Source organism: Oceanobacillus rekensis (assembly GCF_002153375.1).
In the GTDB taxonomy this organism is placed as follows: domain Bacteria; phylum Bacillota; class Bacilli; order Bacillales; family Amphibacillaceae; genus Oceanobacillus; species Oceanobacillus rekensis.
Genome location: NZ_MTBQ01000009.1, coordinates 22,863 through 44,908, shown reverse-complemented (window position 1 = coordinate 44,908; position 22,046 = coordinate 22,863). Strand labels below are relative to the sequence as shown.

The window sequence follows — 22,046 nt, the reverse complement described above, 5'->3', positions numbered from 1 at the left end:
TTCCTCTTTCTATAACGTTTTAAAAGCTTGATAGCCTCTTCCTACATCAGTAACATGGTGCGAATCCGATCCATAAATAAAGGGGATCTCCCTTTCCTTCACCTTTTTCATAATCTGTAGCGGTGGATATGGTTCCCCACAATAAGGCTTAAACATCCCGGCCGTATTAAAATCTAATTCATACCCATTTTTCTTTACCTTCTCTAACAAATTATCGATTAATACAATCGACTCCGCTGATAAATGCGTTTCCTCATCTTTATAAAAGGTTTGGAATTTCTGACAGAGCGTAATATGTCCTACTCGCTTCGGTTTATATATACCTAAATCAGCGTCGACGAGTTGTAGTAATGTTTGAAAGTATTTTTCCTGTGCCTTTTGAAATGTTCCATAATGATGGATCATTCCGTTCTGATAATCCTCCGGGCTATAATCAATGACACGATAGCCACCCGCTCCTTGTAAAAAGTGTAAAGACAGAATACTATCATCTATGAGTTTTCCATATTCATTCAAGAAATCAGTTGTATAATCTTCAAACCCTGTTATATAATCAACCTCAAAGCCAACATGTATATTAATTTCTTTTGCGTATTTCTTTTTTAACTGATGCATTTTTTTAAGATAATAGTCTACATCCCCCGCATTCATTCCTGCGGTAATAATCGCATCCTCTTCACCGGATGCTTGATCCTTAAATCCTTTTGGAAGTGGTGTATGTTCCGTTATACTATAATCGGTAAAACCTAATTCAATTGCTTTTAAAATAAATAGTTCAACCTCCTCTCCAGAACCATGAGGGCAAAACTCTGTATGTGTATGACCGTCTCTTTTCATGTTTATTCTCCTTTTGCTAATTCATTGCTATCAAAAATATGAATGTCCCTCCATGATTCACTGGACCACCGAATATACAAGATAATCGCTCTTATCCACTCATCTAAAATAAATACAATCCATACTCCGACAAGCCCGTATCCAAAATAGACACCAATCAGAAAGCTCATCGGTACGGTAAACAAATAAGTAACCAGGATACTCACCACCGTTGGAAATTTCACATCTCCGGCAGTATTTAGTGCACCAATAATAATTTCGTTTACCATGCGCGCTGGCTCAAGCAGGACACCCATCCATACTAACATGAATACCATTTCCTGGATGTTGGGATTATCGGTGAAAATCGGAATGATGAATGAGCTTGATAAGGCAAGCATCGTTGCAGTAAGAATAGCAATGCCAACTGATTTGAAGATCAATTTATTTGTTATTTCTTTAGCTTCCTTCTTTAAATCCAGTCCAATATAACGCCCAATGATGAGTTGATTGGCCTGTGATATGGATGCAGCGACCGTGAAGATGATTGCCGTTATATTTTGTGTATATATTTTCGAAGTGACCATTGCTGTTCCGAATATCGCAATAATCCCCGTAATTATCAATTGTGAAGTCGTATAGGAAACATTCTCCATTGCTGACGGAAAACCTAGTTTAAATATAGACTGAATCGTTCTCTTCTCCAGCTTCATTGTGTTAAATGATGAGAGATAATTTGGTAAAAGCCGAATAAAATAAATTATAAATAAAATTGCTCCAATTAGACGCGCAATGATCGTTGATGTGGCAACACCCTGAATCCCAGTACCAAGGAATTCCATTGGCGTTAAAATAACAATATAGTTACCGATAATGTTAATGATATTTGTAACGATGGAGATGACCATCACAATTTTCACAAACGTAAAACAACGGAATATTGTACTCATGCTTGTGATCAGTGATTGGAAAACAAGACTAATTCCAACCATCATTAAATATACATATGCACCGTCAAGCAGCTGTGCTGGTGTTTGTATCCAGGTTAGAAGCGTCCTGCCAAAGATAATAAAGATAAGAGCTAAACCAATAGATATTACTATATTTAAATAAACAGAATGTCGAATAATAGATTTGATATACGATTTTCTTGGTGACCCGATTAATTGCATAAGCTGGATCGAGCTTCCTAATGAAACAATCCCAAGTATCATCAAGCCAACCATAAGAATTTGATTGGAAAGTCCAACTGCTGCAACGGCTTCATCACTGTACTGACTGAGCATGAGTACATCAACATTGCCAAGCAACAAGCTGAAAAATTGTTCCATTAGTATTGGGATAAACAATAAGCTGAATTTGGGTATGGAAGTAGCTTCTTTATTTTTGTCCGTAATTAACTCAGAAGTCGGATTCAACAATCGTTTTCGTCTCCATCCCCTCGACTGTCAATTGAATGAGCCTTGCACCTCGCTCAAAATCACCATAGCATTGGTAGCCACTAACTTGACCATATACCAATTTAATACCAACATGCTCACCAACAAAGTTATTATCATGGTCATGTCCAACAAACACACCAGTAATTTGCCCATCCATAACCGCGGATGCGAATAACCCAGTATTTATATATGGTGCAGATATCGTATCATTTGTTTCATTGCATTCACCTGACGAAATACTCTGAGATGCTTGCCAGTATTCTGGGAGTGGAATATGCATAAAGATTAAATCCGACTGCCTAGCATCTATGTTTTTATATTTCTTAGAAACTTCGCGGAACCAATTTACTTGTTCCGGGTGAACCCAGTCATAATTACCAATCGGTAGTGGTGCATCAGCCCCCGAATCGATAACATACAATACATTTTTAATCGTTTCTCCAAATGGATCATAGATTTCAATAGTATAACTTTCTCGATCATCTACAATAAATGTGTTTTTCTTTTCGATAAAATGATCCAATACACTTTCCATTTTCCTTAAGTCAGTTCTCGTAAATTCATCTTCTGAGTCATGATTTCCGTATGTAATTGCAACTGGGATATCATGATAATTGATTCGCTGTAATAATTCCTTGAAAACTTTATCCGCATTCGGTACACCATCACTCCAAATTAAATCTCCCGTAATCACAACGAGGTCTGCATCAAGCTTCTCGAATGCTTTGTCAATTAGTGCGAATGTCTTATCATCGTCCTCATGATGTGGAATGGATCCAATATGCAAATCTGTCAATTGAACAATAGTAAATGTGCCGTCTTCTCGATATGTTAGTTTCATTACTTTCACCTCTTTTGATTATTCTTTAATAGAACCTACTGTAATTCCTTTTACAAAGTATTTTTGAATAAATGGGTAAACAAGTACCATTGGAATCATTACTACAATGATCGTTGCCATTTGCAGAGATTCTCCTGTTACCGTCACTTTATCCAATTGCGCATAGGCCTGTGTTCCTGAAGAGCGTAATAGAATATCAGATAATGCTGCTTGTCTCGTCAGCATCTCTTGAAGCAGCGTTGCTAATGGCTTTAATAAAGGATCCCTGATAAAGAACGAACCTGAATACCAATCATTCCAATGACCTACAGCAGTAAATAAACTAATGGTTGCAAGCACTGGTTTACTCATCGGCAAGACAATACTTCTGAAAATCTTAAATTCACTACAACCGTCAATCCGCGCCGCTTCAATGACACTAAATGGCAATTGGCTAAATGATGTTCTGAATAACAAAATATGGATCACGCTATACAAGCTTGGAATGATGAAAACCCAAATGGTATTCGTTAAATTAAGCTCGTTTAATACTAAATAATATGGTACCGTTCCACCACTGAATAACATCGTAAAGAAAACAAAGAACGTAATATATTTTCTACCTGGTAATGTTTTTATCGTTAAAGCATATGCCGCCATAGCCATTAGGCCTACACCAATCACTGTCCCTACCACTGTACGGAAGACAGAAACCCATAATCCGTTCATTAAGTTCTCTTGTTTAAATACTTCAATATAGTTCTCAATCGACCATTCACGTGGCCAAAAGGTAATACCGCCTTTTTGTGCATCAATACCACTGTTAAATGAGATTGCTAGAACATGCATAAATGGTAGAATAATCGTTAAGCTTAATAAAACAATTAATGTAATATTTACTATCCTCATAAATCTAGTGCCCGCCATGCTGTCACTCATCCGCTATTCTCCTTATTAAGTTCCTCACCTATCCAGATGAATAGGTGAGGAATTGTTTTTACCTTTAGAACTTAATTGTCACACCATCTGCTTCTTTTTGTTCAACGAAGTCTAGAAACTCGTTTAATCCATTGTTTTCTAAGTTAGTAAGAGATTCATCAAGAATAATTTGTGCTTCTTCTAGTGTCTTTGCATAATACGCTCGTAGCATGTCTTCATTGTATCGATTGAATGCAGTTGTTAAATTACCGTCGTCTCCTTCAAATTCATATAGGAAGGACTGAACTGTCATACCGTCAATTACTCTTGCATTTTCTAATCTTTCATCATAGTTATACAACTCTAGCGCTTCAGTTGCTGCAGATGTATCTTTCTGCACTACACTAGATCCATATTCTAATTCGCCAAAATCAGCCTCATTAGCCATATCGGTATATCCTAAATGTTCGCCCCAATAAGCACCTACACCACGGTAACCACGTTTTTTCGCTTCCTCTGGATTGGATTCTAATAAATCTAAAACCTCTTGTTTCACAATTGGGTTCCCTTGCTCGTCTAACTCATAATCTCTTCCTTCTAGACCATAGAAATAGAGTCGTTTTCCTTCTTCACTTGCTAACCAATCAGCAAATTGCATCACATGCTCTGGATGTTCCGTTGTAGATGGAATTGCCCATCCTGCATAACCAGATTTATAAGGAATAACCATATCATTCGTTCCATCCACACGCTCAATTGGTCCAAGTGGAATATAAGCTAGGTCATTATTCTCTGGCATATAATTATGCATATCAGAGACAATAGCAAATGAACCATTTACGATGCCTTCTTTTGCTCTTGTTTCTTCCATCGTATAATACTCTGGCGTCATTAATCCTTCATTCATTAATTGCTGAACATATTCTACACGTTTGATCCCGTAATCTGTTTGTGCCTCATGCTGGATTTCTCCATCATCATTCTTCATGAATTTCTCTCCACTAATGCCTGTCCAAACAAGGTCATTGTATAACCAATCGCGGTCAGAACCACCCCATGCTGTTGGTCCAATTACGGTAATTTCTGTGCCATTATCATCTGTGAAGTTCTCATTTTTAATTTGTACTGCCAGATCATATAGCTCTTCTGAATTGTTAACCTCAAGTGGGTCAATTCCAAGTGCCTCTACGATATCCTTCTTAATATATAGTCCACCGACAGTAGGACGTCCTGCATCTCCACCTTCACGGTTAATTGCCATATGCACAAGATAGGAAGCACCGTCCCATTCGTCTCTAAACATAATGTTATCTCTTGTGTCAGCAGGTAAATAATCTTCATCTAAATACTTCGAATAGGTTTCCGTATCTTCCATTAATGGTGTTAAGTCGGTAAACATTCCTTCATTTGCAGCTTTTAACAAGAGTTGCATTTCTGGTCTTCCACTGTTATTCAAGTAAAACGCAGTAAAATCTGCGAGATCCCCTGCCGCAAGACCCGATGCTAAAGCTTCTGTGGAATCTTCTGCAGTTACCGTTTGTAATTCAAAATTAATTCCTGTACGTTCTTTAATGTATTCCTTAATTTCTGGGTTCATATCGACAGATGCATCATTTGCCGATTGAAAAACAAGCCCTGTAATCGTTCGATCAGCAATCCAAGTATCTGGTGCATCCTCTGGCTTTTCCGTATTAATTGCAGATGCATTATCTGAACAGGCAACCAATGCGAAAGCAGCTAACATCAATACCATACTTATTACTAATTTTCTAAGCGATTGTTTCATGTTAAATTCCTCCATTTACCATAGTGACGTTCCGAATTTTTTACTTGTAATCTTGTTTACTATAATCGTTATAATCAGCCCCGCAATACCTTGCATCAAGCCAATTGCGGTTGCATATCCAAACTGTCCGCCCTGCAAGCCAGTCCGAACGATATATGTATCAATTGTTTCTGACACATCCGCATTTCCCGGGTTTTGCATTAAATAGACTTGGTCAAATCCCGATGATAAAATATCACCTAAAGATAAAATAAATAAGATAATGATGGTGGCTGCAATTCCTGGTAACGTTACATGCCATACTTGTCGTATCTTCCCTGCACCATCAATCGATGCCGCTTCATATAATGTAGGCGCAATTGCTACGATTGCAGCGTAGTAAATGATTGAATCCCAACCGATTCCCTTCCATACATAACTGATAAATGCTAATGGAAAGAACAACCCTTCTTCCATCATGAAGAATGTACTCCCATCACCGCCAAAAGCTTCGATCATTTGATTGATCAATCCCGTATTTGGTGCCAATAGTTGGTTCATTAAACCTACAACAACTACCCATGAAATAAAGTATGGGAGATAGGAGATGCTTTGGAATGTTCCCCGTAATTTATTGCTTTGTACTTCATTAAACATCAGTGCTAATAGAATCGGAAAAGGCAAGGCAATAAATAGCTTTAAAATGCTAATAATGATTGTGTTATTGATATACAAGCTACTTCTAGGATCGGAAAAGAATTTCTCGAAATATTGCAGTCCTACCCAATCGCCACCAAATATCCCTGTATTAAACCCGTATTCTTTAAACGCTAATACCAATCCACCCATAGGCCAATATGAAAATACTAAAAAGAAGAGCAGACATGGGAAAAGCATGATATAGAATACTTTATGTTTTGTTATCCGTGTCCAAAAGCTATCTTTTACAGGATTATAATGTAATTCCAGTTCTTGCCTTGTCTTCAATATGCCATTATGAACGACTAGATTTTCCAATATGCATTCATTCCTTTTCCTTAATAACAATCGATATAAATTGGATTTGTAAACGCAATTCTTTCATTTCTTTTGTTATTAATTTCTACTCGTAATAACTTGTACCCATCGTTTTGCATTTTGAGGACTTTCTGCCAATCACGATTCGTTATGAATTGCTCTTCATAAAGCAGACTTCGATCCGAGTAGATACGAATCTCATCATCCTTTAGAAGGTCCGTAATACGTAATGAAATCTTTAGTTCATCTGTCTTTACTTCAATTCGATCACCTAAAAGATATAAATCATTTAGTTTAAAATCGATTTGCGGTCGAATCGAACAATAGGTTCTTCCAAGTGATAATGCAGCTAATACGTCCTTTTCTGCCGCGGTCTCCTCTGGGAGCAATACATACGTGTATGCAATCTCCTCATTCGGATAAAGTTGATGCCAATCCCTTCCGCTAGAAGCAGCAATCTCATAGCCTTGCGCAAGTAGTTCAGTCCACTTATAATAGGCATCTTCATTCGAGATAGACTGATGTGGATTCGTTCCATTCCATACTTCAATGGCATCAACAAATGCTAGATTATCCAGCACATATTCCCATCTACATCCCGTACAAAAGGGATTTCCTATATCAAAAGGATGTGCAATGGTAAGGTAGACATCTTTTTCTTTCAGTTTTTTTAAGAAATCCGGAATGCTAGTCTTAGAGATTTCTGTCCAATCATACGTGATAGCTTCCAAATCGCCATGCACGAGAAAATGTCCATCATACGTTGTGTATTCGATGCCATGTAATAGGTTGACCCGCTTCTCTAGGCTTTGCATTTTCTCTGCTTCTCTTAAAGCACTCGTTGTATTATGATCAGTAATCGCTAACCAATCAATATCCTCCTTCTCCGTTTGCTCCAGTAGCTGTTCCGTCGTTTGGGTGGCATCACTATGTACCGTATGTGCATGTAACTCGACTTTCTTTACTCGATACGTCTGTTCCCTATCAGATTGACGTTGCTTCTTCATCTGAACGAATTCAATTTCTTCTAACGGAGATAAGGGAATTTCCTTATCATCTACCTGGGTTGATACACCAAACACTTCTAACTGTCCGTGAACCACTTTTGAAAACACACCATGACAGTTTACGATAAACTCCCAGTAACCCTCCTGAATTTCTCCAGCCCAAAACCCTTCTGTTGCTGTGTCAGATCCAATCTCTATCACTTGTTCCTGACAGAAAAAATGATGACTACCACGGTACTTATGGGGATCATTCACAGACATCGTTAATAGATTTCTTAACTCCGTATCTTCCTGAACGATAGAATCATCAAGCCCTTCCCTCCGGACCGCTCCTCGAATACTATCTTTATTAGTTTCCAGGATGGGATGATAGCTAAAATGAATCTCAATCAACTTGATATTTTTAGGCACATAAACTCTGTACACGAGATGTGATTGATGTGCCGTTTGATTGACGGTAAAACCTTGATAAAATAGTGCTTTCCTCATGCTGTTATTGTTTCCATGTTCTGTTCTTTAATTGCTACATCTTCAATCACTTTTCTTAGACCTGTTTCCTTATCAAAGAAATGTATCTTATCTACATCAATACTAAATTGAATCTGTTGTCCACTTTCAAAATCATCCATTGTATTTAACTTCGAAATGATGGTTTGATTATTCAAGGTAAAGTATAGTAGCGTCTCTGCACCCATAAGCTCTGCCATATCAATCTGTGCTGTTAAGCGAAAGGTGTTATGGTTGCCCTCCGCTTCATCTAACAATTGAATATCTTCTGGGCGAATGCCCACAACCAAATCGTTATTCTGTTCGGCTAACAAGGCATGTCTTAAAGCAGGTGGTAAATCCACTTTTAATTCACCTAATGAAATCCCTCGCTCATTAATTTTCATATCTAGAAAGTTCATAGCAGGAGAACCAATAAATTTGCCTACGAAAATGTTTGCTGGGTTTAAATAAATTTCTTTTGGTGTTCCTATTTGTTGAATAATGCCATCCTTCATAACAACGATTCTTGTCGCCATTGACATTGCCTCTGTCTGGTCATGCGTCACATAAATCGTCGTTGTTTTTAGTCTACGATGTAATTTAGTGATTTCTGCCCGGGTTTGGAATCTGAGCTTAGCATCTAAATTCGATAATGGTTCATCCATTAAAAATACTTTTGCTTCTCTAACAATCGCTCGTCCAAGTGCTACTCGTTGGCGCTGACCACCAGATAATTCCTTTGGCTTTCGTTCTAGCAAGTTATCAATATCAAGAATGCTAGCTGCTTTTCTAACTCGCTTATCTATTTCTACTTTAGAGGTCTTCCGCATTTTCAATCCAAACGCAATATTGTCATACACATTCATATGAGGATAAAGTGCATAATTTTGAAACACCATGGCAATATCTCGATCTTTTGGATGTAGGTTATTTTGAAGTTTGCCATCAATCACAACTTTTCCTGAGGATATATCCTCTAACCCAGCAATCATTCTCAATGTTGTTGATTTCCCACAGCCTGATGGACCGACAAGTACGATAAATTCCTCATCTTCAATTTGCAAATCAAAATCAGTTACCGCATGAACAGATTCCATATAGTCCTTATATAAGTGCTTTAGCTCGATTCTTGCCAACTCATATCTCCTCCACATTTTTGCTGTTGAATAGTAAACAAACATTATACATTCTAATCAGTGAATATAACCGGCTTTATCACAATGAAAAGTCTGCTTCAAACATTAGTATTGTTTGTTTTGCATTTGTTTACATTTTTATTATACGAAACAATCATTAAGCAAATATTAATTAAACGTGAAAGTTTTGTAAAGATGCTGTCAATTTCTAAAAAACAAAATTTTGACTACGTAAACAAGGGATGAGTATTAGAGATTAAAAAAGGGGGCTTATTTGCTTATAGATGATGGAATTCTTTCAGCATCATTCTTTATTTGGCTACATGATCCATTCATGTGACACTATATGAGATAGAGAAAAACAGCTTAGATAGGGGATTATCTAAGCTGTTTTCTATGAAGGCTTTTATGCAATAAAACGAAGGAACAATTTTTACCATTAGTAAATTTCTTAGACAAATTCGCAGTCCTCTGGGAACCCGCTAGATTGTAGAGATATGAATTTACTTAATCAACTATGTTACTGTAAACTGAAATCACACTATTGTTTAAACGAATTATTATAAAATAATAAGGGGGAATTGGACATGACAAACAGCAATCAAAAGGAATTATCACCGGAACAACGTGCGGAATTACTAGAAACATTGAAAGCACGTTTCGAGAAAAATATGAACCGCCATGAAGCTCTTGTTTGGGACCAGGTCCAAGCAAAGCTCGATGCTAATCCTGAAAAACTGTGGTCGCTTAACGAAATGGAAAGAACTGGCGGTGAGCCGGATGTTGTGGATTATGATGAAAATAAGGACGAATACATTTTTTATGATTGTTCAACGGAAAGTCCTAAAGGTCGCAGAAGTGTTTGTTATGATCTTGCAGGGCTTGCGTCAAGGAAAAAACATAAACCAGAAAATAATGCGATTGATATGGCAACCGACATGGGTATTGAGCTATTAACGGAAGAACAATACCGAGCGTTGCAGGAGCTTGGTAACTTCGATATGAAAACATCGACTTGGGTGCAAACACCTTCAGATATTAGAGAACTTGGCGGAGCTCTTTTTTGCGATTATCGCTATGGTCAAGTCTTCCTGTATCACAATGGTGCGTCCTCTTACTATGGTGTCAGAGGGTTCCGTGGCTCGCTAAGGGTGTAATTTTGTACTGGATTTGATAACAGTCTACCTGGTGCAGACATTAGTGGAATAACGATTACTTAAATAAATAAACAATCTCAGAATAATGCTCTTCATAATTCCGATGAACGACCAAACATACAAGGGAAAAGTTACTCAACAAGAAAGAAGTCACTCATAAAGCAGGTGCGTGACCGAGCAAGGGAACAATACAAGTGAGGGTCACTCATAAAGAGGGTGAGTGACCGAACAAGGGAACAATACAAGTGAAGGGTCACTCATAAAGCAGGTGAGTGACCGAACAAGGGAACAATACAAGTGAAGGGTCACTCATAAAGCAGGTGAGTGACCGAACAAGGGAACAATACAAGTGGAGGGTCACTCATAAAGCAGGTGAGTGACCGAACAAGGAAAATTTCAATTATCCTATCTGGTGAGCTCTAGTTTAATAAGAAAATTGACGGGGATTTCATTATAGAGCGCTCACTCATTGCGTCCTTTTATATGGTGTCGGAGGATTCCTGGCTCACTACGGGCGTGAATTTTGCCCGGATATTTGCCAAACTGGCCACTGACTGAACCTCTGAACATAGTAATAACCCACCCTACTCATACTCCGAGTGGATGGGTTATTCTTACATTAAATTCGGCGTCTAACAAATATTACACTGCCTTATTTTTTCAACATATCAAAAACTTGATGAACATCTTTATCGCCTCTACCAGAGAGGTTAACGATTATTACATCATCTTTATCAAGTTCTGTTGCCAGTTTCATTGCATGGGCAACAGCATGCGAACTTTCAAGTGCTGGAATGATGCCCTCAATTTTTGATAACTGTTGGAAGGCTTCCAATGCTTCCTGGCCTGTTGCAGTAACGTATTCTCCCCTGCCAGTCGCATGCAAATAGCTATGTTCCGGTCCGACACCTTGATAATCAAGCCCTGCAGCGATTGAATTGGTCGGCTTCAGATTTCCATCCTCATCCAGTAAAGTAAGGGAGCGGTATCCTTGAAATTCGGCAGGAACACCTTCTGATATGGACGCGGCTTCCGCAGGTTCTACCCCGATTAATCGCACTTCCTTATCCGCTACATAATTGGCAAAGGATCCAATTGCATTACTTCCACCACCAGTACAGGCAACGACCGCTGCTGGCAATTTACCTTCTTTTTCAAGAATTTGCCTTTTTGATTCTTCACTAATAATCGATTGGAAATATTTTACCATTTCCGGATATGGATACGGTCCAACCGCTGAACCGATAAGGAAGAAGGTATCATCTTGATTCGCAACAAGATCGGCAAATGCTTCATCGACAGCTTCTTTCAATCGTCCGCGTCCTTTATCAACCGCAACTACCTCAGCACCAAGCAATTCCATTCGAAACACATTTAAAGCCTGTCTTTCTGTGTCCACCTTGCCCATATATATCGTACATGGCAATCCTAGCATAGCGCTCGCAGTTGCTGTCGCAACACCATGCTGACCTGCACCCGTTTCAGCAATAATACGCTTAGCACCAATGCGTTTAGCCAAAAGAATCTGTCCTAGCGCATTATTGATTTTATGTGCCCCAGTATGGTTCAAATCCTCACGCTTCAAATAAATCTTTGCTCCGCCTATTTTATCGGTAAGATTCTCAGCGAATGTCAGCGGATTCTCACGACCTACATATTCCTTCAAATAATAGCGGTACTCTTCCAGGAAATCCGGATCATCCTTATATCTATCAAATTCACTACCAATTCTATCCAATACCTCTTTCAGTTCTGCAGGAACAAAACTGCCCCCAAACTCGCCAAAATACCCTTTCTCAGCTATACTCTCTCTACTCATCTTCTCTCAGCTCCTAAAATATCATTATGTAAATATACTTTTCTATTATATATGAAAACTTAAATAAATTAAATAGCAGGGCACTTCAGAGTTTCTAAATCGCCTCCTGTTAACTACATAGAATTTAAATCAAAACCCCAAGTGCCAGCAGGACTGTCCCACTGGCACTTAGAGTAATTGACATTTTCACCTGTAGTAACAGACGAGCTCTTTTTTTTAGTGTTAAGGCAATAGTAATAGATAAGCCCCTAGAAGCGTCCGTCCATCAATTCCATAATCATGCACCAATCCAACCTTCCACCTTCTCCAACTCATTAACAAATGCTGGCTTTTTATGATAGGTTTGTTTCAGTTCATTTACTAGTGTTTCAAACCTTGATTCTCCACATGCCTTTTTGTATATTTTCAATTTCTCGCAAACATGGTGATATTTCGTTCGATCTGAAGCATGCTCTGCTTCCCATTTTATATACCTTGTAAAGATTTCCTCAGTCTTATCGGCATAATCGGATAATAAGTATGAATACAGTTCTACAATCGTAGCCGGGGACTGTTTGCAATATTCAAGAATTTTATCTCCCCGATTCTCGGACTTTGCAATGTACTCATACACGTGCGGCAAGTAACCAGATTGGTCCTCAAACACATCAAATATTTTTTCTACTATAGCTTTCCATTCTTCTTCTATATATAAATTTTTTAACTTCCCATATGCTTCATATTCATTATCATATACAAAATCAAGAAGAATTTCCCTTTGCTTTTCAATGTCTTCTAATGCTTCATAGACCTGCAATCGATAGTTTTTCCACTTCTTAACAAGGCCAGCATATTTTATATCATTTTTCTCGCCATCTTCACAAATCTTTAAAGCAGCTGCATAATTTCCGCTTTCCAATTCTTTTTCAATCGCCTTTTCTCTAAAATCATCATAATCTAAGTTTTCATTAACAAATTGTTGGGCCTTCTCCAATTCACCATTGCGTTCCATAATTTTCAACTGTAGCTGCATAATTAATTGCTGATCATTATCTGAAGATAAGGAAGTGAGGGTTGAAATTTGCGTTAAAAGCTTATCTAGCGTTTGCTCTAGCTTCTGTCTAGCAGAGGAACGAGCAGAGTAAATCGTACATACATCTAACAGTTCATGTCGCAGATCATTCCAACCTTCATAGCGCTTATGCATTGCTTCATCTAGAATAAGTTGGAACATACTTTCCTGGACACGATGATTGGTAGATAGAAGCACCATGGAAGATGCGTCCCTGAGAAGGGTAATGCATTCATTAACAACATAACCAATTTCCCCACCGGAATCATCCGTATACTGATCCATATCAATCACCATGGAAAGTGTTGTAACCCCTAAGCGTATCGCTATCTCTTCTTCTCCACCTACAAGTTTATTCCTGCCTTTATCAAGCACCATCTCCGCACCCTGAAGCGCAGCGTGCACATTACGCCAGGAGATAAATCCCCGTCGCTTATTCTCATTAATATACTTTCGAATCAGTTGTTTACTAGCCTTCACTTCGTCATTAGGGGTAATTAGTTTAAACTCCACCTTTTTCTGAATATCCTCATCACCCTCGACTAAGTCCATGACTAAATCAATTAATTCCTTTTTTGAAAGGCTATTAACACTTTTATGTAAATCCAATATTCAGGACTCCTTTCTAAAAGAAAACTATTCCTCTATTAGTTTACCATAATCTATTTAATCTTTCGAAATGAAAAGTAGGGACAGGGGGTCAGGTTCTTTGTCCTAGATTGAGAGCGTTATTAGTTTATGTGTGTTGAGTTGAGTTTAGTACATTGGTGTGCACTATATACCATTGCTGTCCCAATGTCCATTAAGTAACAAGAAAACCGCACGAACAGGATTATACCTACTACTTAGTGGTTTATAAAACTATGAATTCAAATAGTCTTCTGATTGTTGATAAAAATCCACTGGATGAATCCGTTTGATTTAATTCACTCTTAGGAACTTTAGAACTTTCACCATCCACCTAATCGGAGGTGCACTTCGACCGTTTGAGCGGTGCTATCGCCCGAGTCGAGGAAGCATGGGGACCGTTTCTCTCTACATAAAAAGGAAGCATGAGAACCGTCCCCATGCTTCCTTTCATACTTAACTATTAAGCGAGCTTGCCGCCGTCTTTACTAAATTTGATGATTCCTTCTGATGCTCGGTAAGCAAGCGCTCCTAGAGTTTGAGTCGCATTGTAACCACTTTGGTGAGGATATGCTGATCCACCAACAACGAAAACATTATCAGCTTCCCACATTTGCAGGTAATTATTGACAGCAGACGTTTCAGGGTCCGCTCCCATGATAACACCACCTGTATTATGTGTTGCTTGATATTTTGTTATGTCATAATGCTCAACAGATTCATTCTCAGAGACATGTGTTGCTCCCATTTCTTGCATGATTTTCTTTGTTTGGTCGTTCAGGAACTTGCCACGTTTACGGTCGGTTTCCGAAAAATCAAATGTCATACGAAGAAGTGGATTACCGTGTACATCTTTATATGTCGGATCTAAATCCAAATAGTTATCCACATGAGGTAAAGTTGCACCATATGTGTGAACATTCACCATGCGGTTATAGTATTTTAACGATTGCTCTTTAAATTCTTTACCCCAACTTGGTGTACCTGGAGGAACTTGGTTGTTCTCAATTGGTCTTTTTCCTGATTGGTTCATGATAATCGTTCCACCATGTATAAAGTCATAATCAGTATGATCAAAGTTATCGGCATTAAAGTTATCTAATGTTGCACCGAGTCCACCAGACCCAATTGCAGTATTGAATTTGCGATCATCGAAAAATCCATCTGTCCCGACAATTATTTGGTAACAATAGTTCTTGCCAATCGTACCTTTCCCAGTTTTAGGGTTATATGGAGTACCAAGTTTCGAATTGAGTAACAAGCGATTATTATTAAACGTATAACTTGTTATTGCGACAATTTCTGCAGGTTGTTCAAATTTCTCACCTGTACGCGTATCGACATAAATAACCCCTGTTGCCTTCCCACCTTCATGTAACACTTCGATTACTTCAGAATTAGGACGAAGGTCAAAGTTCCCAGTTTTTAGTGCTGCTGGGATAACCGTAACGTTTGGACTTGCTTTTGCACCGTATTCACAACCGAATCGTTCACAAAATCCGTTCATTTGACAACCGGCTAAATGCTGACCGTCCGGGTTTTCATATGGTTGTGAGTTGTTAGCTGCTGGTATCGTAAAAGGATCCAACCCCATTTTTTTCGTTGTTTCTTTAAATAAGTCAAGCTCTGGACCATGTTTCAATGCCGGATTTGGGAAGGGTTCTGAACGTTCTCCGCGAAGAGGCGTCTCGTCTGCAGAAATACCTGCCATCTTTTCAAACTTCGTATAGTATGGCTCAATCTCGTCATAGGTAATTCCCCAATCCTGGATGAGTAGCCCCTCTGCAATTTTACTTTCACCATATCTTTCAATCGTTTTTGATCTAATTTCAAAGTCATATGGGTTATAACGGTCCGTCATTCCGTTCCAATGTGTACCTGCTCCCCCAACACCATTTCCTAACATGAAGGATCCATATTGACGCATTGGTAATGCACGTTGATCACTATTGTTTCTGAATGTTAACGTTTCTCTCGATAAATCCTGCATCAATTCACCACGTATAGCATAACGAAGCTCATCATGCTTCATAGCAAAGTTTGCTGTTCCACGATTTCCACCACGTTCTAATCCGACAACTTTCAGTCCTGCTTTACTGGCCTCAGCAGCTATAATTCCGCCGGTCCAGCCTACACCTACCGTTACAACGTCTGTTTTAGGCAGTTTCGTAACCATAATCAAAAACCCCTTTTCCTGCTGTTAATATATTCTAAACGTATAAAATCATTATTAGTTGGTCGTAATTTCTTAGTTATGTGTATTATGAAGACTTGCTGGTTTAATTTCGATGAATTCTTCCGATGCAATTTGATCAGCCGAATAGCTCATTTGTACACCTGGATACTCTTTCATCTTCCAACCTTGCATATCTTTATTCCCACCATAAAGTGGATCCGAATAGGCACCCTCTAATGTCGATTTACGTAAAATTTCAAAGAAGAAGCTTGATTTAAGACCAGGAATGTCCACTTCATCATTTTCTAAAGCTACAAGGACTTCATCTTGCTTTTCTCCATCTAATGCTGTAAATCCTTCACCAAAGGTCGCTTGACTATATTTTTCGATTGCTTCAATGCCTAAGTCATAAATCTGATGGTATTTTAATTGAGATTGATAGCCTTGGTTCAGCTCCCCCTCAAAGAAAGGCCCCTGCCTATAATCCTTTGCATTGATTCCCCATTTTCCTGCTAATTGGTGATCAATATAATAAGGAACTCCTAAACCAATCGCACCTGGACCATTATCATCTTCTGGGAAAATTCGCTCCGTTGCCTGTCCCAGCAAATCGAAATCCGCTCGATTCGTAAAATATTCTAAAGCCTGATCATGCTGCTGTGCAGGTTGTGTTTCTTTTGTCGCTGTAGCAGTGGATGTTTCTTCACCTTTACCATTCATACTAAGTAAACCGCCTAATGCTCCACCAACTGCAATTCCCCCAACAGCCATCCCAGAACTTTTTAAAAATTTACGTCTTGAGGAACCGTTTGCATCAAGGTGTTTTTCATCATGATTTGACATAAAAAAAGCCTCCAATTCATTTAAAATTAGAAGTAAAGAGAGGTGACAAGGATTGCTAAAAGATTTTTAAAACCCTTCAGTCAAATATGTAGTTATCCCCGAATTTGTACCATTCATCTCATTTATGCTTGCTTACTCTATTTCTTTGTTCTGTTATATAATTGCAGTATATAATGATTGCATAATCAAACAGTGTATCAAGCTATCAAAAATAGATTCTCTTTAATTCTTTTAAAATAGTATAAAATAATAGATTAAAACTATAAGGTTGGTCATTTTCCCAAAGGTTTTATTCTCGGAATCATTACACTAATATACATGATTATAAGGATATAAGTCCACAACTATTTTGCTATATTAGTAGAAAATGTTTAAATAATATATCCATGTACCCGGGTTGACCTACCATAAAATGGCAAGAGCCATTTACTTTGTTTATTACCTACTATAGTTTAGGACTTATAAACCAATTTGTCAATTTACCGAACTATATTTTTTGACTTTTTTCTATAGTCCGGTTAACCGTGAATAATATAAGTAATAATACCCTATCGTACATATGCAGACTTCCAAAAAGCTAAGCATTGGGATATTTTCATTATAAATTACCACTTCCGTTTTTAAAATTTTAATAGATTTAGCCGGATTAACGATTCTGGCTAAATAGTCTTTTCCTAGTTATAGTTTTAAACTATAGCGAGTGATACATTTTAGGCATTACCGTATATTCTTCATCCCGTGGTATGATCCTACTTAATTACTTTTCCGGATCCGTAAGAATCAAGCAAAAGGACTTTGCGAAACTACTTGGAAGGAATGAGAACCTACTATGCGAACTATTCAAACATCACAAATCTTGGCAAATAGTAAATTTAACAAGTTTCACTTACTCGTATTTCTTTGGTGTTTTTATACGATTACCTTTGATGGCTTTGATGTTGCCTTATATGGTATTGGATTACCATTGATGATGGAGGATTATAATATTACCGTTGTGGAAGCAGGAGCAATTAGCAGCTACTCTGTCATCGGTACAATGGCCGGCACGTTTCTGTTCGGTTCTCTATCTGATGTTATTGGCAGGAAAAAAGCTATCGCTATTTGTTTATTTTTATTCAGTGTTTTTACATTTTTATCTGGCTTTGCTCCAAATGCTGATATATTCCTAGCTATGCGCATTGTTGCTTCCATGGGACTTGGTGGCGTTATGCCAATACTTGTAGCTGTGATGACAGAGTACGCACCTAAGAAAAAGCGGGCATTAACCGTTGGCATCATGTATTGCGGTTATTCTATCGGTGCAATTATTGCATCTTTAATTGGTATGTACTTAATGGAAAGTCTTGGGTGGAGATTTTTATATTGGCTTAGTATTATCCCATTCCTGACCTTGCCATTTTTCATTAAACAGTTCCCGGAATCCGTTTCCTATCATCTTCGCCACAAGCAAGGGGATAAAATAGCAAGTATTCTCAATAAAGTCGACCCTGGTGGCAACTACCTGGCAACAGACAATTTTGAATATGAGGCATTTAAAGAAAGTACAAAGGAATTTCCAGTTAAAAAAGTATTCACTAATAAGAGGGTTGTTAGTACATTAGCCTTTTGGGTTGCAGTCGGATGTTCGATGTTAGTGATTACTGGTTTAACAACATGGCTTCCAAAAATCATGCTAGATTCTGGTCATGGAATGGCTTCGAGCTTGTCCTTTAATCTTGTCCTCTCGATTGGCCAAATTACCGGATCAATCTTCGGTGGTATCCTAGTCGGACGTATGGGACACCGCAGGGTATTAATATCGATGTTCTTCATTGGGGCTCTTAGTTTTGTTTTCTTAAGTTTGACATCCAATACGCTATTATTATATCTACTCATCGCTTTAGCCGGCGCATGTACAGTCGGTACACAGAATTTAGTCAATCCATATATTTCGGAATACTATCCTCGAGAAATTCGAGCAACAGGGCTAAGTATAGCTGTTGGAGTTGGGAGAATTGGTGGAATACTTGCACCTGTAGCCATCGCACTATTGCTTACAACGAACCTGGCTCCACAGCATGCATTTATGGCATTCGCAATTCCGTGTTTACTAGGAGCATTTGCCTTTATCATTGTTCAGGAGAAACATGCAAGTTTTGATCGTGTGATAGAGCTTGATAAACGGAAGACGGCTTGATAAAGTTTCATTATCAATAGTTAGTGTTAATTTGTTCGTTTTAATAATTTAAAAACCCAAGAATATTCTACGATGTAGAATGCATTCTTGGGTTTTGATTTATTACACTAAGATCTCCAATTGCTTATAATTAATCAATGTGTCTCTTCATTGGAGAACGTAACAGAAGGACCCATCATCGGAGAGGAATTCCAAAAGAAACAGCAAATATACTAGGAAAAAATGCTCTGATTAATATACTTAATCCCAAAAAAGGACGGTTCTCCTAGTTTGAGGGTACCGCCCTTTTCTTTAATTCAATGCAATACAAATATTTTTCGCTTCGGTAAAGAATTCCATACTATGATGGCCGCCTTCTCTTCCCATACCACTCTTCTTAAATCCACCGAATGGAGCGCGAAGGTCACGAACGAACCAGCAGTTCACCCAAATCGTACCAGCCCGAACATTGTGAGAGATACGATGTGCTCTTTGAAGGTTTTCTGTCCAAACCACACCGTTTAATCCATAGTCCGTGTCATTAGCTATTTGAAGAGCCTCTTCTTCCGTATCAAATGGAATAATTGTTACAACTGGCCCAAAAATCTCTTCCTGACAAATACGAGCTTTCGGATTGTCGTGTACATAGATAGTAGGTTCAAGATAGAAACCATTGTTCAAATGTTCTGGAAGGTATGGGCGTTTTCCACCACTTATAAGCTCTGCACCTTCTTCTCTCGCAATTTCAAGGTAGCTTGTTACTTTATTATAATGAACTTCACTAACCAATGGTCCCATATCTGTCCCTTTTTCTTGTGGATCCCCTACTTTTAGAGCCTGTGCAGCTTGCTTGAATTTTTCTAAAAATTCATCTAAAATAGAACGCTCGACTAGAATTCGTGATCCAGCAAGACATACTTGACCTGAGTTAAAGAATGCTGCACGAATGGAACCTGGTACAGCTTTGTCAAGATCCGCATCTTCAAAAATGATGTTTGCTGCCTTACCACCAAGTTCAAATGATACTTTTTTCAACGTATCTGCACCACTTTTTAGGATTCGTTTACCCGTAGCAGTTGAACCAGTGAAGGAAACTAAATCAACTTCTGGATGTGTAGTCAATGCATTACCTACAACTCCACCTTGCCCTTGTACAACGTTTACTACGCCATCAGGAATTCCTGCTTCTTTTGCAATTTCACCTAAAAGAGAAACAGATAAAGGAGTGTTTTCTGCTGGCTTAATGACAGCCGTATTTCCTCCAGCTAGACATGGTCCCAGTTTCCAAGTCGTCAACATAAATGGAACGTTCCAAGGAGTAATTAATGCAGCAACACCAACCGGTTCATACCTAGTATAGTTGATGAAGTCCTCACCCATTGGATAGGTTTCTCCACCTTGCTTTTCGGCAAAATCTGCAAAGAAACGAATATTATTTGCTGCACGTGCAACTTCATGAGCCACTGTAGCTTCATAAGGCTTACCAACATCCATTGCGTCGTAACGAGCAATTTCTTCTTTTCTTTCTAATATGATATCTGCCATTTTTCTTAATTTAACAGCACGTTCCTCTACTGACATCTGTCTCCAAGGGCCATTCTCAAATGCATCTCGTGCTACTCGACATGCATGGTCTACATCTTCTTCCGTAGCTTCACTAACACGTGCAATGAGTTCTTGGTTAGCTGGGTTCATTACATCAAATGTATTATTATCACTAGCAGGTACATATTCACCATTTATATATAGCCCGATTTCTTTTACGTCTGTTTTTACACTCGCCATTTTATTTTCCCCTCCGTTTTTTCACTGATTCACCAGCAATACCCCAATGTTCAGGTGGTAATTCATTAATCATCACTCGAACACTTTGTTCAGGAGCATCGAAAACTTCTGAAGCCAAATCTGTTACTTCACGAATAAAGCGCTCTTTTGTTTCTGGTGTTCTTCCTTCTAAAATATTAACTTGAATAAATGGCATTTTTTCACCTCTGTTTATTTATTTATTTATTCTGTAAATATTGCATAAACGGAACCGATTCCATCAAAACTAGCAGTATAGTGATCTCCTGGTGCAATTTCTAGAGCAGCAGATAGAGATCCACTTAAAATCACTTCACCTGGGGTCAAACTCTTACCAACTTTATAAAGTTTATTTGCAAGCCAAGCAATTGCTCTTGCCGGATTTCCCATTACAGCCGCTCCAGCACCAGTTGCAGCAATTTCTCCATTTTGTCTATAAACAAATCCCATTAGTTTTAAATCCACGTTCTTAGGGCTGTAAAAACGTTCCCCAATAATAAATCTGGAAGATGAGGAATTATCACTTACTGCATCTGCTAAAGTAAATTTAAATCCATAAAATCTACTATCAATAATTTCGATAGCCGGTGCAACATATTCTGTTGCATCAAGTACATCTGCTACACTTACATGTGGACCTTTTAATTCTTTATTTAAAACAAATGCAATTTCTGGCTCTGCTTTTGCATGAATAAAAGGAGCAATGGAGATCGGTTCTCCTTCATTCAATTGCATGCTTTCTAGTAAGACACCATAAGAAGGCTCATGAACACCAATCATTTGCTGTTTTGCTTTACTCGTTAGACCTAATTTCCATCCAACTCTCTTCGTATTTTCTTCCTTTTCTTTCATTTCTACTAATCTATCTTGAATTTGATATGCTAAAGCCTCATCTAATTCAGGATACTTATCTACAAATTTATCCACTGCAGTTTTATTTTTTTCTGCATCAAATAAATCTTTTGCAATTACATCCACTACATCTGTTTTAATCATGATATCACC

The 22,046-nt window shown here is 38.2% G+C and carries 17 protein-coding genes; 2 read left to right on the top strand and 15 right to left on the bottom strand.

The features are described 5' to 3' along the window. Positions 1–9: 9 nt before the first annotated feature. The 8 genes from hisJ to BV906_RS17530 all read right to left on the bottom strand — a co-directional run bounded on the left by hisJ (position 10) and on the right by BV906_RS17530 (position 9,410). Positions 10–837: a histidinol-phosphatase HisJ gene (gene hisJ, locus BV906_RS17565; RefSeq protein WP_087974927.1), complete on the bottom strand. Its 828-nt coding sequence runs from the start codon at positions 835–837 to the stop codon at positions 10–12. A gap of 2 nt (positions 838–839) precedes the next feature. Then, positions 840–2,237 carry an MATE family efflux transporter gene (locus BV906_RS17560; protein WP_087974926.1) on the bottom strand — a complete coding sequence of 466 codons (1,398 nt, stop codon included), beginning with the start codon at positions 2,235–2,237 and terminating at the stop codon, positions 840–842. Continuing rightward, positions 2,218–3,099, bottom strand: coding sequence for a metallophosphoesterase family protein (locus BV906_RS17555; protein WP_087974925.1), 882 nt, complete (start codon positions 3,097–3,099; stop codon positions 2,218–2,220). Before BV906_RS17555 ends, BV906_RS17560 begins: the two co-directional genes overlap by 20 nt. An 18-nt stretch (positions 3,100–3,117) precedes the next feature. Beyond that, positions 3,118–4,017, bottom strand: a complete 900-nt coding sequence (locus BV906_RS17550) for a carbohydrate ABC transporter permease (RefSeq protein WP_087974924.1) — start codon at positions 4,015–4,017, stop codon at positions 3,118–3,120. Between the two features lie 64 nt (positions 4,018–4,081). Then, positions 4,082–5,782, bottom strand: a complete 1,701-nt coding sequence (locus tag BV906_RS17545) for an extracellular solute-binding protein (protein WP_245844283.1) — start codon at positions 5,780–5,782, stop codon at positions 4,082–4,084. 15 nt (positions 5,783–5,797) lie between these two features. After that, a complete protein-coding gene (locus BV906_RS17540; RefSeq protein ID WP_245844281.1) occupies positions 5,798–6,778 on the bottom strand; it encodes an ABC transporter permease in 981 nt (326 codons plus the stop codon). A 20-nt stretch (positions 6,779–6,798) separates the two neighbouring features. Continuing rightward, a complete protein-coding gene (locus tag BV906_RS17535; protein WP_087974923.1) occupies positions 6,799–8,274 on the bottom strand; it encodes a CehA/McbA family metallohydrolase in 1,476 nt (491 codons plus the stop codon). Beyond that, the gene (locus BV906_RS17530; RefSeq protein WP_087974922.1) at positions 8,271–9,410 is read right to left on the bottom strand and encodes an ABC transporter ATP-binding protein; all 1,140 of its coding nucleotides are present in this window, start codon (positions 9,408–9,410) and stop codon (positions 8,271–8,273) included. The genes BV906_RS17535 and BV906_RS17530 overlap by 4 nt, the downstream gene beginning before the upstream one ends. Before the next feature lie 587 nt (positions 9,411–9,997). Here BV906_RS17530 and BV906_RS17525 point away from each other — a divergent pair. Beyond that, positions 9,998–10,567 (top strand): DUF4256 domain-containing protein, encoded by a 570-nt coding sequence (locus tag BV906_RS17525; protein WP_087974921.1) that lies wholly within the window; start codon positions 9,998–10,000, stop codon positions 10,565–10,567. 652 nt (positions 10,568–11,219) lie between these two features. Here BV906_RS17525 and trpB read toward each other — a convergent pair. The 4 genes from trpB to BV906_RS17505 form a co-directional block, all read right to left on the bottom strand. Next, complete coding sequence (trpB, locus tag BV906_RS17520) at positions 11,220–12,386, bottom strand: tryptophan synthase subunit beta (protein ID WP_087974920.1); 1,167 nt, start codon at positions 12,384–12,386, stop codon at positions 11,220–11,222. Between the two features lie 277 nt (positions 12,387–12,663). Next, positions 12,664–14,046 carry a DUF6880 family protein gene (locus tag BV906_RS17515; protein ID WP_087974919.1) on the bottom strand — a complete coding sequence of 461 codons (1,383 nt, stop codon included), beginning with the start codon at positions 14,044–14,046 and terminating at the stop codon, positions 12,664–12,666. 481 nt (positions 14,047–14,527) lie between these two features. Further along, positions 14,528–16,240 carry a GMC family oxidoreductase gene (locus tag BV906_RS17510; protein ID WP_087974918.1) on the bottom strand — a complete coding sequence of 571 codons (1,713 nt, stop codon included), beginning with the start codon at positions 16,238–16,240 and terminating at the stop codon, positions 14,528–14,530. A 72-nt stretch (positions 16,241–16,312) separates the two neighbouring features. After that, the gene (locus tag BV906_RS17505) at positions 16,313–17,083 is read right to left on the bottom strand and encodes a gluconate 2-dehydrogenase subunit 3 family protein (RefSeq protein WP_087974917.1); all 771 of its coding nucleotides are present in this window, start codon (positions 17,081–17,083) and stop codon (positions 16,313–16,315) included. 829 nt (positions 17,084–17,912) lie between these two features. Here BV906_RS17505 and BV906_RS17500 point away from each other — a divergent pair. Further along, a complete protein-coding gene (locus BV906_RS17500; RefSeq protein ID WP_087974916.1) occupies positions 17,913–19,259 on the top strand; it encodes an MFS transporter in 1,347 nt (448 codons plus the stop codon). A gap of 291 nt (positions 19,260–19,550) precedes the next feature. Here the strand turns inward: BV906_RS17500 and BV906_RS17495 are convergent, their stop codons facing one another. The 3 genes from BV906_RS17495 to BV906_RS17485 are packed head-to-tail and all read right to left on the bottom strand — an operon-like array spanning position 19,551 to position 22,037. Beyond that, positions 19,551–21,023 carry an aldehyde dehydrogenase gene (locus BV906_RS17495; protein ID WP_087974915.1) on the bottom strand — a complete coding sequence of 491 codons (1,473 nt, stop codon included), beginning with the start codon at positions 21,021–21,023 and terminating at the stop codon, positions 19,551–19,553. Between the two features lies 1 nt (position 21,024). Continuing rightward, entirely contained in the window at positions 21,025–21,237 is a 213-nt protein-coding gene (locus BV906_RS17490; RefSeq protein ID WP_342744421.1) for a 2-hydroxymuconate tautomerase, read from the bottom strand. 8 nt (positions 21,238–21,245) lie between these two features. Next, positions 21,246–22,037 carry a 2-keto-4-pentenoate hydratase gene (locus BV906_RS17485; protein WP_087974913.1) on the bottom strand — a complete coding sequence of 264 codons (792 nt, stop codon included), beginning with the start codon at positions 22,035–22,037 and terminating at the stop codon, positions 21,246–21,248. Between the last annotated feature and the right edge of the window lie 9 nt (positions 22,038–22,046).